This is a genomic window from Cupriavidus sp. CuC1, from assembly GCF_044627735.1.
GTDB lineage: Bacteria > Pseudomonadota > Gammaproteobacteria > Burkholderiales > Burkholderiaceae > Cupriavidus > Cupriavidus ulmosensis.
In genome coordinates, this window is sequence record NZ_JBIUHC010000132.1 from 1 (window position 1) to 13942 (window position 13942).

Below are 13942 nucleotides of genomic sequence, written 5' to 3' on the forward strand. Positions count from 1 at the left end.
CGCCGTTTGCGTGCCTTCAACGCAGACTACTATGTGGTGTCAATAATGCAAGGAACTTCTGACGCAGGACACTAGAATGAATTCAGTCCAGAACCCGGGGCATTGGCTGCATGGGAGCATTTGCGCTACGCCATACTCCTCGCGTATCGCGCGTTAGCGCGCATTTTCAGGTTTTGCTTCGCGTCAGCCGTTAGCGGACAATCAGAGTCGTCGGAGCCCGAGTCGTGGGTGCTTGTATGCAAGCGATCTGATTTTTCTACCATTGGAAAAGGGGCGAGCACAGATGCATATTTTTGAGACGATCCTTGTCCTTTTCTTCGGCGCGGCGCTCTTGTCCATGGTGGCGCGGCGGCTGAATGTTCCGTATCCCACTCTGCTTGCGCTGGGCGGCGTTGTAGTGGCTCTGATTCCCGGCACGCCAATGCTAGACCTTCCGCCCGAACTCATCCTCGCGCTGTTCGTTGCACCCGTGCTGCTCGACGCTGCGCATGACACCTCGCTGCGCGACCTGCGCGAGAATTGGCGACCGGTGTTATCGCTAGTGCTGGTCGCGGTCGGCTTGACGACTGTCACTGTAGCGCTCGTCGCCAAGTTCTTTCTACCCGAGATGCCATGGGGGGCCGCGATCGCCCTCGGTGCTCTGCTAGCGCCCCCCGACGCTGTAGCGGCACTCGCCGTGCTGCGCCAGGTGTCGCCACCGCACCGGATCCGCACGATCCTCGAGGGAGAGAGTCTGCTTAACGATGCGTCCTCGCTGCTGATCTACAAGCTGGCGATTGGCGCTGTCGCGGCGGGTAGCTTTAGCGTTGCAGGGGCAATGCCGGCCTTCGCCCTCGTGACTTTTGGCAGCACCGCAGCGGGCTGGGCGATGGCGAAAATCGTCGTGCGCGTGCTCGCGCCTATAACTGATGCCCCGACTGCGACGATCATCCAATTCGTCACGACCTTCGGGGTGTGGATCGTCGCCGAGCGCCTTGGCTTGTCGGGTGTCATTACCATAGTCGTTTTCGGGTTGACCGCGGCACGGAGGCCTACCTCATCCGCGAACTCGCACGTACGGGTCCTCTCCAATTCCACTTGGGAAGCGGTTACGTTCGTGCTCAATGTCCTCGCGTTCACACTCATCGGACTTCAGGTGCGTCCAATCATAGAGGCGTTTCCGGACCGCGTACGATGGCACCTGCTTGGCATCGCGGCCGCCATCCTGGGAGTGGTGGTGGTAGTCCGTCTGGCGTGGGTGCTCGTCTATGGTTTCGCCCGTGATCAGACTCGAAGCGAGCGCACGGATTGGGTCCAGAACGCCAAGAGTCGGCTAATGGTGGGCTGGGCAGGAATGCGCGGTATTGTCACGCTCGCCGCAGCGCTCGCGCTACCCGTCGGGTTTCCCTATCGCGACTTCATTCTTTTGACCGCGTTCACCGTGGTCCTGGGAACCCTGGTTGTTCAGGGGCTGACGCTCCGTCCGCTGCTTCTGTGGCTGAACTTTCCGATCGACAACAAGGTGCAGGAGGAACTGGCGACTGCACGCGGCGCTGCATTGGAAGCAGCAATGGCCGAACTCGATCGCCATGAAGGCGCCGCTGCCGAGCGTATGAAGCTGGAATATCGCGAAGCTCTGAGTGAGGCGCGCGTCGGTCGAGATCCGCGCGGTTCATCGGATAATTCCCTTCGCCAGCAAGTCGTGCCAGCCTCCCGTCGCGCAATCGATGGCCTTCGCGACAGCGGACGGATCGGCGATGATGCCTATCGCGCCGTCGAACGCGAACTCGACCTGCTCGAGCTCAGTTCGCGCATCTCGGCAGATACTGACTGATCGCGAGGACGGCATGACATCCTGCGGTCCAGCGGATGATCGGCGCGGCAGAACCAAGTTCGTCTACTAGACCGATGCCTCAGCGCTACGCGGTCGGCTTTGCTTCTGAACGCGACGTGCTGGTAGCAGCGTGTAGTGCGGCGTGCCTGCCATTATGGCAGCCAAACTGATGACCGCAATAAGCATCATGTAGCCGATGAAGAGCCAAAGCGCACCACCCTGGGCAGCGATGAGAAGCGTGGCAATGATCGGCAATGGACCAGCAAAGATTGCACCCGATGCCTGGTACGCTGCGGACAAGCCCGTGTACCGTACAGAGGTTGGGAACATCTCCGCAAAAAGCGATGCTTGCGATGCGAACGTTGCCGAGTGACCAACGCCAAGTAGGACAGCATACCCCACCACAATCCAAACGAAGGACTTCGACTGAACGGCCACGAAGAAGGGGAAAGCGGAAAGGACTAGAAAAACCAACCCACCAACGAACACCTTCCGCCGCCCAATACGGTCCGCCAGCATACCAAAGAGAGGAAGCGTACAAATTTCAACAGCCGCACCTACGCAGACCGCTCCCAGCATCTCCGCCTGGCTGATTCCAAGCGTCTTCACCGAATAGGACACCATGAAGACTGCGCACATCCAGAAGAACGTATTAGGAGCCGCTTGTGCGAGCATGACTGCGATCAGTTGTCTGGGATAGTCTCGAATGACCGTCAGAAGCGGCTGTGCCTCGGTCGTGCCCTCCTCCACTGCTTTGACGAAATCTGGCGACTCCGCCATTCGCCCGCGAATGTATATTCCTACTCCCAGCATGACTGCGCTGAGCAGGAAGGGGACACGCCATCCCCACGCAATCAACGCACCCTGATCTAGACGGGTTATGAGAAAGAAGGTCCCGTTGCCAAGAAGAAGGCCTAACATGGAGCCAACCTGAGGCAAGCTTCCATAGAGGCCGCGTTTCGATTCTTCCGCATGTTCGACAACCGTTACTACGGCACCACCATACTCGGCACCCACGGACAGCCCTTGCACGACCCGCAAGATCACCAATAGCACCGCCCCGGTGGCACCGGCAGTATCGTATGTGGGGAGAAGCCCGATCATCATGGTAGCTGCCCCCATGATGATGAAGCTCCATAGAAGGGTTGTCTTCCGACCGATTCTGTCGCCAAGATGCCCGGCAACGATGCCTCCGATCGGTCGCGCCAGCCAGGCAGTGGCAAACGTCATGAATCCGAGAATGGTTCCGGTGGTTGGATCGAAGGTTGGGAAAAACAGTTTGTTCAGGAAGAGCGCGGAAATGACTCCGAAGATGAAGAAGTCATACCACTCGATGGTCGCACCGATGAGGGTGGATGAAACCGCGACCCGCCTCTGCCGCTTGTCCGAGGGGCGCACGTTGATAGCCATATCGGTGTCTCCAATTGACTTGTTTGACTTGCCATTTTTTCCTCTTGCCTGAGTTTAGAGGGACAGCTCCCGGGCAACAATCCCGCCCATCCGAGAATGTCCTTGCCGGAAAGCGGCAAGCTTCGGCACATGTACGAGGCTGATCTCACGATGCAACCTCCAGGCTCTCGTCTCGGGTGGCGGCGCTGCAAGGCATGGCGAATGTGCGTTCAGCTCGCCGCGGTGGTAGGACTCGGGGGCTACATCTTGCACACGGTGGCGGAATTCCAATCGCGCACGGCCCGGGATCACACACCACGCACGCCGGTTCGCAGTCACCGTGACTGGCGCGAACACCATGACACTATCCAATTCCTACCGCTGATCGAAGCGATGCGCTCCGTCCGGGGCGGTCGAGGTCTTCCTTGCTACCTCTTTGGTGGCCCAAGCCGCAACGCGGGGAGGCTTCATTCTGATACGGGCTCCTGGCGAGGACACTCCAGTCCACGCGGGACATGATCGAGACGGGCCGGCACCCAAGTCGGAGCGAAGGTGCCGGGCGCCTGGTTGGCGATCAGCCAATCAGCTCAACCAGTTCCCGCACGTGCTTGACGCCTCGGAAATGGCGCAGCACCTGCGTGCATCTCGCGATGTTCGACGGCGAGATACCGGCGAGAGGACACAGAGTATTGAACTTCCCTTCCACATCGGACCATTCGATTCCGTTGACCGCGGAACCGCGCGGGGCATAGACCGTGCTCGTGAAGCTGCGACCGTCGCGCGCTTTCACGGTTACCGTGGCTCCCTGCTTGTAACGCTCCACATTCTCCGTCGGCGGTTCACCCACCTCCACCAAGTCGAGCAGCCTGCGGATCGCCGGGTCCATGATCTTTTCCGGCGAGGCGTGCGCCCAGGTGAACTCACGGTCGACCGCGCCCGCAGCAGCGAAATAGTAGGGGCTGTGTGCCACGCCGATCAGGTCAGTGGGGTGGCGTGGGCCTTTGATTTGGCGAGCATTTGGCCGCGAACAGATGATGGCCGTAATTTCGCTGGCGGGCACATCGGCCATGCGGGCCGCGTTCGCAGCGGCTTCCCCAATGGCATGGTACGGATGGCCACCGGGGACCAGTTTGATTGCCATGTCGGTGAGGATTTTCCAGTCGTCTCCCAGCCCACGCGTGACTTCGGCTACCCGGCCAGAGACGTGGGCGTCCTGCCCATACGCGAAAAAGAAGCCCCTAGGGTGCTCCAGGACGGATTCCTCCGCCGTGTATCCGAGGCCGGCCAGTTGGGCAGCCTCGACGCCCAGCATCGCCGCCAGCCCCGCGTGATGCTCGCGCGCCGTGCTGGTATTGGCCGCTGCCAGCAGGCCGGCGTTGGATGTCGCCGCCAGAGCCAGCGCATGCGTCATCTGCTTCACGTCGAGCTTGAGCAGCAGCCCTGCCGCCACCGCCCCGCCAAAGATCGTGATCATGCAACCGTGGAAGCCTTTCTCCCAGATGAGGCCAGGCACCACACCGGTGTTGATGCGCCCGGCCACCTCATAGCCGAGAGCAATGGCGGCCAGCACATCCTTGCCGTTGGCGCCCGTCTTCTCGGCCACGGCGATGGCAGCCGCTGTGAGCGTGGTGCCTGGATGCGTGATGTTTCGCAGATCGCTGTCGTCGGAGGCGGCAGCATCGCTCATGAGCGCATTGATGCGGGCTGCCGACGCCACCGGCAGCCGCGGCGCGCCACCGAACCATGCGCTAGCCTCCCCCGCGCCGCCGCGCTGGACCAGCATGCTGCGCACGATGCGGGAGGACTCCAGGTTGGACCCCATAGCTGCGCTCGCCATGGTGCTGGAGATCAGCATGGCCGCATAGTCGATGGCCTTGACGGGGACTTCCTCGTAGTGGGTACGAGTGACAAATTCTGCGAGTTCGACTGCCACCGTCATGGTCGCTCCTCCGGTGCGATGTGATGCGACGGCAGACAGCCATACGGCCTGCAGCCGGATGAGCTTGACTTCAGCTTAGACTGCGCGAACGCAGAGTCGATTGTGGCCAGCGGCATCAGGCCGCTCGCCACAATCAACTGTCTTCTCTTCGGGTTCATTGGTTCTCTCCTGTGGATTGCGCGGTGGACTGCTTTGGAAACCTACTTCTTGACGAAAGCTGCCCTCGTGCCGCCATCGACGGGCAACACGGTGCCGTTCACGTACTTGGCCGCGTCGCTCAGGTAGAACAGCACTACGTCGGCCACATCATCGGGCTGGGCGACGCGGCCCAGGGGCGAGTCGCCGGAAGGTTTGTAGCTCGACGTGGCACTCCGGTTCTCCAACGCTTCCACCATGGGCGTGGCCACCGTGCCTGGAGCGACCGCGTTCACGATGACGCCGGTGGGACCCAATTCCACTGCAAGGATCCCGGTGAGCACATGAACCGCGGCCTTGGTCGCAGAATAAAAGCCGGATCCCGTTTTCGGCCGGATGCCCCCAACGGAGCCGACGATCACCACGCGCGATGGTGCGGCGACGCTCGCGTCCTTGCGCAGGAGGGGGAGTGCTTCGCGCACGCAAAGCCACGGCCCTTTCATGTTCACGCCGATCATGAGATCCACGTCCTCGAGCGTCTGCTCCTCCAGCGATCCGATGCGGATGACGCCGGCAGAACAGATCAGGGCGTCGAGCTTGTCACTGGCCTGGCGGACGCTCTCGAACGCGGCCTTCACGCTCTCCGGTTTGGAGACATCGCACTTCTGAAAGCGCAGCCGGCTACCCGCAGCGAGAGTCCGGGCGTGCTCGGCGAGCGCCTCTTCCGAAACGTCGAACGACCAGACCGTCCAGTCCTCAGCAAGCAGGCGTTCCACCGTGCGTCGGCCGATGCCTGACGCTCCTCCAGTCACAACAGCTGTTCTGGACACGAATTTCCTCCGTTCGGTTCTAGATTGCCAACCTGTAGGTCTGTGCTGCCGTCTGGCTGAAGAGCCTCTCCCTTTCTTCGGGAGTGTAACGCTGCGTCATCTTCTTGAAGGCGTTCCACAGGACGTGGTAGTTGCACATTCCGCGGTCGACCGGGAAGTTGCTTTCGAACATGCAACGGGTGGGGCCGAAGCTATCGATGCAGGTCTCCACGTAGGGCTTCCATTTCTCGACCAGCAGGTCGGATGACGGCGGCGCAGGCAGCTTGTTGAAGTGGAAGCCGCCGTAGCGCATCGCGAGCCCTCCCAACTTGATGACCGCATTCGGGCACTGCGCCAGCGCCTCGATCTTCTTGCGCCAGACGCCGAATACGGCGTCCCGCTGGCCTTCATATGGTCCGATGCCCACCGGACCACCTGCGTGGTTGATGACTACTTTCAGGCCGGGGAACGATCGGCAGACATCCAATGCTTCATCGAGCTGAGTGAAGAAGACCCACAGGTCTAGGGAGAGGCTCAGCTTGTCAATGCAGGCGATTGCCTCGCGTGCTTGCTTCTGCATCAGGAGGTGCGGCTTGATGTCGAGTGCCCTTACCTCGGGACTTTCATGCCAAGCCGCGGTCGGCCGGATCCCCCGGAACCTGCCACCTCCGGCGCGGAGGTGCGCCTCGAGTACCGGCTCCACCTGGTGCCCCAGCATGAGGTCGGTTGTTCCGATGATTCCTGCGCACACCTTCGTCGGTCCATAAGCTCCACTGGCGCTCTGCGCGGCAACGCCGCTGATGAATTCGGTCTCGCCGACCGGCCGCATATCCTCGGGTCCATCCGCACGATACATCGAATGGCACTGCACGTGAACGCTGGCGACGACGCGGTGACCAGACTGAAAATCTGCCAGCAACTCGTCGAAGAGGTAGCGGTTCCCCGGCATGTCCCAGACGTGGTGGTGGGGATCGACGATCTTCAGCTCGGGCTCGACGATTTCCTCCCTGCGCTTGGCCAGCCATTCAGGATTGACGCCCAGGTGCGCCTTGATCGCCGCACGTATGGAATCGTCGGACATGGTGCAAGTCTCCTCAGTCCGCTAGCCAGCGGACCGTTTCGTCTCAATCAAGTTGCACATTGGCCGCTTTGACCCGCGCCCTTTGCTTGTCTCGGTCCGCCGCCAGAAAGCGCGCGAACTCAAGGGGCGTATCCCCGATCGCCACGAGTCCGAACGGATCCATATTCTGCGCCACGAAGTCGGGGTCCTTCAGCAACGCTGCAACGTCGCGCGCGATCATGTTGGTAAGGTCCGGCGGCATCTTGCTGGGACCGACCAGAGCAAACATGAAGGTAACGACGGGGTCCTTGTAGCCGAGCTCCGCGAGCGTGGGTACGTCTGGAAGAGCGCGCAGCCGCCTGGCTCCGGAAGTGGCTAAGGGGCGCATGCGGCCATCCTTGACGAACGCAGAAACCGCCGCTACAGGCGCGGCGGTGAAGTCCAAGTTCCCGGCCAGCACGTCCTGCACCCTAGCCGCTGCCCCCTTGTAGGGGACGTGCAAGAACTGCAGATTGCCCGCCATGGTCGCGAACCAGTTCACCGCGAGATGGGCGGTCCCACCGGCGCCACCTGACCCGTAGGAGACCTTGCCCGGTTGCGCCTTCGCTGCAGCCACGAGCTGCTGCATAGTCTGAAATGGGCTGTCTTTCCTCACGACATACATGAAGCCGCCCTCGGCGACGCGGGTGATCGGCGTGAAATCCTTCGTGGGATCGTACGGAAGCTTGGAAAACAGGAACGGATTGGTTTGCAGGGCCCCCTCGGTAGCGAGAAAGAGGGTGTAGCCGTCTGGACTCGATCGCGCGACGCGCGTCGCCGCGATGATCTCCGCGGCACCGGGCTGATTGTCGACGATAACCGGCTGCTTCCACTTCTCGGCAAGCTTCTCCGCAAGCCTCCTGGCCATAATGTCCCCGGCACCCGAACCAGCCGGATAGGGGACAACGAGTCGAACCGGTTGCTTGGGCCATCCCTGTGCCACCGCCGGATGTGCAGCCCAGAGCAGCATCAGGGAAAAGGCAGCAAAAGCCAACTTTGCGCCAAGCCGTCCACTGGCCGCAATATTCATGACTGTCTCCTGTGATTGCCTGCGTGCAACGCAGAACTTGTTGCGTGACAATAGAGGCGGGGCATCCATCCCGCAATCCACTGGGTCAGCAAGGTCCTTCCCAGGATTCGCAAGAATGGCGGCGACGCCGGCCTCCTGCCCCGACTGGCACGGGTCCGGGCGGAATGTTCTTCATGCCATTCCGTCGCCAACATGTTCGAAAGAGGTTCCTCTTTCCGACTTCCCGCTCGCGACGTGTGGAGGCCCTCCCCTGAACGGCGCGTAGAGCCTGCGCAACACCGTATGGACCGCGCTCGTACGTGCCGCATTAAGCACAACGCATGCTTACATCAGCTTCTGGGACGCGAACCGCAGAGCTATTTTTGGCATTTCTGGATCTGGAGCAATACAGGCAGCCCCTCTAGCAGACCGGATGAGGGTTGCTGACAAACCAGGGGACAAGGCTGCATGGCGAATTCACGCGTATCCAGACTTTCATCAAGGTTGTCAAAGCCGAGAGTCTCTCGGCTGCCGCCCGGGACGATTCCTCCATCAGTTCAGTCGCGGGCCAGCTGAAGTCCCTGGAGGATGAACCGGCGTGCGACTGCTCAATCGCAGTCCCCGCAGCCTGTCACTGACCGAGCCGGGTCGGCGGTTTAATGAACGCGTCTGCCTCATCGCCAACGACCTCAATAAGGCCACGTCGGAAGCGACGTCGTTCCAGGAGAGCGTGAACGGGGTGCTACGGGTCTCCCTGTGGGGTCCTTGCCTACTGAACGTAGTGCCTGGTGGCCGCACGCCTATCACCAATGTCTGTGTGGCCGAAGACATGGTTTACAAGATCACCATCCTGCCCGGGCTGATCATCCCTGCGATCGAGGCCGCCGACGCCGCACTAGCTGATCTTAAGTCCACCTGCCAACTGCCGGTCGCCACGGCCAGCAGCGCCGAAACCCTCTGTACCCGACGCTCGTGAGAAGAGGAACCACCGGCTGCTTTGGCCGACGGGGGGCGGCCGGACTTGGCCAGCGGAAGGTCCGTTGGGCGCCCTTGAGCGGTCATCCGAGCCGGGCTTGGCGATCGGCTGTATGCAAAGCTTCTCATAAGGCCGATAAACGGCCGTTCTGCTCGCCCATTCACCCAGCCGCCGGATGGTGGGCGGAGCGGCCGAGGTAGAACAGGCGGGACTTGCCGAGTTTCCCCGCCCTTAAGTATGGTCAACGCCGATAAGAGATAGTACACGGCACTGTACGGAATATTCGCGCTCATCGTTGTGCCATCCCTTGGCGGAGTTGCATGCGTGTGCCCCATGAGTTGATCCAGTCTAGGTGATCACTTTGTTTTCACACAGTCTGGGTCAAGACCAGACGTTGGTCCCAGCCCGTCAGCCTTCCTCCGAACGACGACTTCTAATCGCAGCCGGGCCAGCTACAGTTGCTCAGGACTGGGTACTCGCAACGCGAGCCGAAGCCACGTCACGCCGACGCTAACCAAGCAAGGTTGAACTAATCGATGAATTTGTAGCGCTTATGTGCGGCTTTCGAACGCCAGAATCTCGGCGACACCCTCCCTTCCGGCTGGCAGCTTCAGAGGCTCGGCTGTTGTGAACGGCGCTTCTTTATGGATCTTCTCGACGCAGCTAGCAAAGTTCTTGTCGGCCGTCACGAAGTAATCGGCGTCGACGAGGTGCGAGGCCAACTGCGAATCTGCAGGCGAACCGCTTGTTGGCTTGTGCCATCTTTGCAGGTACTCCATTGATGCCCTAAGCCATTGCCTTTTCACTTGATCAGGCTGAAGCTCGCGAAACCAGGCCTGTTCGAAATCACCCATATCCGTAGTCATCGCATCTATGTTCAACTCGCAGTCAAGCCATTCACTATATGGTGAGACATAGACTTGCAGCTCATGCGTCAGGTGATAGGCAGTAGCCAGGCGCCAATAGTCAACAGTGGTCATCCCAGCCCTTGGCCTGTCAGCTTCCTTTCGTTGCCCAATCGCTGGCGAATTCTCGGCTTGACCACCGACCTCTTAGAAAGGCTCGACCCACAGGCCCGGGAAAGCCTACTTCTAGAGGTCGCGCGAAACGGCAAAGCCTTGGGGGTCTTGGTGGGCGCGGTGGACTTCGCTCTGGAGGCTCGAAAGGATCCTTCGAAGGCGCCTGCCGCATTTCTGGACTTGAGCGAACGACTCCCGGACGAGTTGGCTGCCACCATGGCCTCACGACTGGCTGAGGCACCCATGGAACAGATCCTTTCTACCCCGGAGTTCGACTATCTCGTTCATCGCTGGAAGAGTTGGGGGGACCCGAATGTCTTGCGCTCTCGGTTCAACGATATTGTGGCGGATGATGAAGGGCTGCTGTTGCTGCTCGATCGCTGCCTCAGGACGGGCACCGCGTCAAGCGGCAAAAGATCGTGGGTGACCTATCAACTCAACATGGGAGCACTCGAATGTCTTATGGATCTGGCCGCCGAAGAACCCAGGGTTAAAGAGCTGATTGAGCGCCAGAATCTGAGCCTGCGTCAGCGAGAGGCGGTAAAAAAGTTCCTAGTTGGGATGGAGAGAATCCGGCAGGGGAAAGACCCAGATGGCTCCTATCTTGATGACACGCTGGACAGCTGAGTTGAGCCTGCTATTCGTTCATCGGAGCCATCGTGGCTCCGATATCCGCCCCAAATCCGAAAGCGCTTCTGTCTAGCATTCCGCAGAGAACGCGGAGTCCGCTTGCTTGCTGGGCTCACTAACGTATGAATCCGCCCCGTGGGGTTTTAACACACATCCGGATGTGAAAGCCGCGCAACCAGATCGCGAAGTCCTTGAGCTAAGGCGTTTTAGCCATCACGTCGCATTCCCCGCATCAACCTTGGCTTGGGCTGCATTGGTCTGCAGCGAGGGCTCGCCTCCCGCCGTCGCTGCATCGGCATTTTCCGGCATAGATGATGCCGAGGACATCGACGGCGCGCCCATGCCATCTGCGACAGGCCAAGACGGGGCCAGTCCACCGGTCGGACTGGGGAGCCACGAGTCGAGCCCAATCGTTCTGAGATTTCCGAATCCTCATGTCAACAAGCGGCGCTAGACTGCATGATTTCCAATTGGTTGCGCCTTCAAGATTCGTAAGCATGAAACTCGCTCGATTTGGATTCGCGGATGAACCAGGTTTTCGCAGCGCCCCAACTCCTTCGGATCATTGCCGAATTTTGCGGTGCGCTCGGCAACGTTTATTAATACTGGAGGAAATCCTCGACTCGATCGACCTTGACTGACAAAAACAAAACCACCTCCTTGATGAACGACACGCAAGAAGATAGCCGCGCTTATGCGTCTTCCTCCTCCATGACCCGCTTCTCATGCGCCTGCCGCTCAATGCTCTCCTTCGCATGCTGAAGAAGCCCTGAGTAGAGTCGATGCGCAGGGTCCATGGGCTTGGAGTGCCACGTCCTCCTTGAAGGGTTCGCCGACCACGCCGGACCGTCCCCCGGTAAGAGTTGACGACCACACGGCGGCGGAGATGTCCTTTACCGCTTGCTCGCTGATCAACTCCGCTTGGTTCAGCACCTCTCGAATGAAGGGGGTTTCGTCGACCACGAGTTCTTGATGCGCACTGCGCAGCACGCTCGCCGCCACGTCCACATGTGCTTGGCTTCCGCCCTTCACCAGTTCGAGCAAGAGGTCGAGCACGTCGTGTCCGTACTTGCCACACAGCCCCGAGACGCAGATGCCTATGTCCATCGCCAGCTCACCACCGGCCCGAACATTCACCGCCCACCCGAGAAACTCTCGCAGCAACCGGCGGCCGTCCGAATGAGAGAGGAGCGCCAGACCGCCGCCGGTGCGGTCCCTGCGCAGTGTCCTGTAGCCGAAATTGCGTGCGCCATCTTGCAGCCTGATCTTCAGCATTTCGATCACGTCTGCGGGGACCACCTCGACGGCCGTCTTGAGGAACTCGTGCACGGAATGGTCATCCAGCTCAGACACTCCTGAAAGCTTTTGCAACAGCATCCGCCAATGCTCGAGAGCGATGACCCCGTGGGAATCGTGTTGCGATGCGCCAGCCACATAAAGAACTCACGGGTAGTCGCGAGTGTCCGTAAGCGAACTCCCGAAGACTATTCAGACCTGGACTGAAATAGGCTGGCAGAAGTTCCAAGTGCATTAAGGGCACCAGCGCACTGCTGGATAATCTAGCAAGGCCGATAGCGTGCAACATACACAAGATGATCTATAGTGAAGTAAAGGGCGTCCGGGGCGTCCCTTTGCCCTCGGAACTCCTTCAATTCCGTCGCCGGCGCCGGGAAGCAAGCGGGTCGAAAAACATAAGAACTTTCCTTTCCCGATGCTTGCGGAGAAACGAGGGCTAGTGTCTGTCAAAGCCACGTCTTACAAGGCTTTCCGGCTGGTTTAGCCTAGTTTGACAAACGCAAAAGCGGTGGTTTGACAGATTCTATTCTCTCGGGACACTGCAAATTGGGCACCGAGGTGCCCAACCGCCTACCCCAGATACTTGAACAAGTTCATACCCTGGATCTGCATGAACGACTGCTGCGCCGCCTGCAGCGAAGTCTGGCGCTGGTAATACTCGGTCATGGCCGAGTAGTAATCCAGGTCCTGCAGGCCGGACAGCGTCTGGGTGTAGTTCAGCCCGCGGTTGGTGCCGATGGTGTCGAGCGCATCGAGCTCGTTCATGCGCGAGCCGACCGAGGTCTGCACCGTGCTGACGTTGTCCAGCGAGTTGGCCATCTGGCGGTTTGCCGTGGACAGCGCGTTGGCCAGCGTGGCGCGGTCGCTGTCGGTGACGATCGGCTGCTTCAAGGCGTTGATGACGCTCTGCAGGTTGGCGAAGATGTCGGTGCCCGCCTGCTTGGCCGGTTGCAGGTTGACGGTATCGCCATCCTTGGGCGTGCCCTTGATCGACAGCGAGAGCCCGCCGACCGAGATGCCGGCGCCGTCCACATAGTCCACCGGGGCACCGACTGCGGCCGGCGGCGCGGCGCTCTGGTCCATCACCTGGTACTGCATCTTGCCGGTGCCAGCGTTGGTGGCGAAATTGAGCGAGAGGCTGTGGCCGTATAACGCGTTGGTGGGATCCGTCACCGAGAGCGCGCCGAACACGCCGGTGCCCGTATTGGTGCTCGGCGAGGAGGCGACGTAGGTGGCGGTGGACTGCACGCTCATGAAGATCGCGTTGCCGTTGTCGTTGGTGGACATCTGGCGGGAAACGTCGACCTGCAGCAGCTGCTGGCCGGTATCGCCGCCGTAGACCACCGCGCCGCTGCCGTTCTTGGAGAACGGCGGCGTGGACGACTGGTAGCCCGCGAACAGGAACTGGCCGTTGCCGTCGTCGGCGTTGGCCAGGCCGAGCAGCTGGTTGTATGAGCCCTGCAGCGAGGAGGCGACCGAGGCGCGGTCGGCATCGCTCATGGTGCCGTTGCCGGCTTGCACCACCAGCGTCTGGATGTTCTGGACGGTGGTGACCACACTGTTGAGCGAGTTCAGTTCCATCGACAGGTTGGTGTTGGCCTGCTTGCGGGACGTGGCGTACTGGTCGTTGACCGCGCTGGACTGCGAGACCACCAGCGCCCGGGTGGCGCCCACCGGGTCGTCGGACGGGGTCAGGATACGGCGGCCGGTGCCGAGCTGTTGCTGCACGTGCAGCAACGAGCCTTGCTGGCTGTTCATCGAAGCCAGGCCGAGTTGGTAGAGCGTGGAGCTTGCAACGCGCATGTCTGTTCCTTTAGGAGATCCGGGT

Annotated in this window: 11 protein-coding genes; 3 read left to right on the forward strand and 8 right to left on the reverse strand. The window is 60.6% G+C overall.

Translation table 11 applies throughout. The features are described 5' to 3' along the window. The first annotated feature begins 283 nt into the window (after positions 1 to 283). Positions 284 to 1813 (forward strand): cation:proton antiporter, encoded by a 1530-nt coding sequence (locus tag ACGLHR_RS38510; RefSeq protein ID WP_400100711.1) that lies wholly within the window; start codon positions 284 to 286, stop codon positions 1811 to 1813. Between the two features lie 66 nt (positions 1814 to 1879). Here ACGLHR_RS38510 and ACGLHR_RS38515 read toward each other — a convergent pair whose 3' ends face one another. The 5 genes from ACGLHR_RS38515 to ACGLHR_RS38535 all read right to left on the reverse strand — a co-directional run bounded on the left by ACGLHR_RS38515 (position 1880) and on the right by ACGLHR_RS38535 (position 8214). Beyond that, complete coding sequence (locus ACGLHR_RS38515; RefSeq protein ID WP_400100713.1) at positions 1880 to 3223, reverse strand: MFS transporter; 1344 nt, start codon at positions 3221 to 3223, stop codon at positions 1880 to 1882. A 553-nt stretch (positions 3224 to 3776) separates the two neighbouring features. Beyond that, on the reverse strand, positions 3777 to 5141 hold the full coding sequence (locus ACGLHR_RS38520; protein ID WP_400100714.1) for an MmgE/PrpD family protein: 1365 nt from the start codon (positions 5139 to 5141) through the stop codon (positions 3777 to 3779). A 200-nt stretch (positions 5142 to 5341) separates the two neighbouring features. After that, complete coding sequence (locus tag ACGLHR_RS38525) at positions 5342 to 6106, reverse strand: SDR family NAD(P)-dependent oxidoreductase (RefSeq protein ID WP_400100716.1); 765 nt, start codon at positions 6104 to 6106, stop codon at positions 5342 to 5344. Positions 6107 to 6125: 19 nt separating this feature from the next. Further along, on the reverse strand, positions 6126 to 7166 hold the full coding sequence (locus ACGLHR_RS38530) for an amidohydrolase family protein (RefSeq protein WP_400100717.1): 1041 nt from the start codon (positions 7164 to 7166) through the stop codon (positions 6126 to 6128). Positions 7167 to 7209: 43 nt separating this feature from the next. Continuing rightward, on the reverse strand, positions 7210 to 8214 hold the full coding sequence (locus ACGLHR_RS38535; RefSeq protein WP_400100719.1) for a Bug family tripartite tricarboxylate transporter substrate binding protein: 1005 nt from the start codon (positions 8212 to 8214) through the stop codon (positions 7210 to 7212). A 577-nt stretch (positions 8215 to 8791) separates the two neighbouring features. On the opposite strand from ACGLHR_RS38535, the gene ACGLHR_RS38540 reads away from it, so the two are divergent. Beyond that, a complete protein-coding gene (locus ACGLHR_RS38540) occupies positions 8792 to 9169 on the forward strand; it encodes a hypothetical protein (RefSeq protein ID WP_400100721.1) in 378 nt (125 codons plus the stop codon). A 551-nt stretch (positions 9170 to 9720) separates the two neighbouring features. Here the strand turns inward: ACGLHR_RS38540 and ACGLHR_RS38545 are convergent. Next, positions 9721 to 10149 carry a hypothetical protein gene (locus ACGLHR_RS38545; protein ID WP_400100723.1) on the reverse strand — a complete coding sequence of 143 codons (429 nt, stop codon included), beginning with the start codon at positions 10147 to 10149 and terminating at the stop codon, positions 9721 to 9723. A 57-nt stretch (positions 10150 to 10206) separates the two neighbouring features. Here ACGLHR_RS38545 and ACGLHR_RS38550 point away from each other — a divergent pair, with 57 nt between their 5' ends. Next, complete coding sequence (locus tag ACGLHR_RS38550; RefSeq protein WP_400100725.1) at positions 10207 to 10815, forward strand: hypothetical protein; 609 nt, start codon at positions 10207 to 10209, stop codon at positions 10813 to 10815. A 741-nt stretch (positions 10816 to 11556) separates the two neighbouring features. Here ACGLHR_RS38550 and ACGLHR_RS38555 read toward each other — a convergent pair. Both ACGLHR_RS38555 and flgL read right to left on the reverse strand, forming a co-directional pair. Beyond that, positions 11557 to 12195: a hypothetical protein gene (locus ACGLHR_RS38555; RefSeq protein ID WP_400100726.1), complete on the reverse strand. Its 639-nt coding sequence runs from the start codon at positions 12193 to 12195 to the stop codon at positions 11557 to 11559. 489 nt (positions 12196 to 12684) lie between these two features. Next, positions 12685 to 13917, reverse strand: a complete 1233-nt coding sequence (gene flgL / locus ACGLHR_RS38560; RefSeq protein WP_400100728.1) for a flagellar hook-associated protein FlgL — start codon at positions 13915 to 13917, stop codon at positions 12685 to 12687. Positions 13918 to 13942: the final 25 nt, after the last annotated feature.

Excerpts from the sequence above, each read along its gene's own strand:
- ACGLHR_RS38555 (WP_400100726.1), bottom strand. The coding sequence starts at position 12,195 with ATGCTGTTGCAAAAGCTTTCAGGAGTGTCTGAGCTGGATGACCATTCC.
- flgL (WP_400100728.1), bottom strand. The coding sequence starts at position 13,917 with ATGCGCGTTGCAAGCTCCACGCTCTACCAACTCGGCCTGGCTTCGATG.
- ACGLHR_RS38530 (WP_400100717.1), bottom strand. The coding sequence starts at position 7,166 with ATGTCCGACGATTCCATACGTGCGGCGATCAAGGCGCACCTGGGCGTC.
- ACGLHR_RS38535 (WP_400100719.1), bottom strand. The coding sequence starts at position 8,214 with ATGAATATTGCGGCCAGTGGACGGCTTGGCGCAAAGTTGGCTTTTGCT.
- ACGLHR_RS38515 (WP_400100713.1), bottom strand. The coding sequence starts at position 3,223 with ATGGCTATCAACGTGCGCCCCTCGGACAAGCGGCAGAGGCGGGTCGCG.
- ACGLHR_RS38520 (WP_400100714.1), bottom strand. The coding sequence starts at position 5,141 with ATGACGGTGGCAGTCGAACTCGCAGAATTTGTCACTCGTACCCACTAC.
- ACGLHR_RS38545 (WP_400100723.1), bottom strand. The coding sequence starts at position 10,149 with ATGACCACTGTTGACTATTGGCGCCTGGCTACTGCCTATCACCTGACG.
- ACGLHR_RS38510 (WP_400100711.1), top strand. The coding sequence starts at position 284 with ATGCATATTTTTGAGACGATCCTTGTCCTTTTCTTCGGCGCGGCGCTC.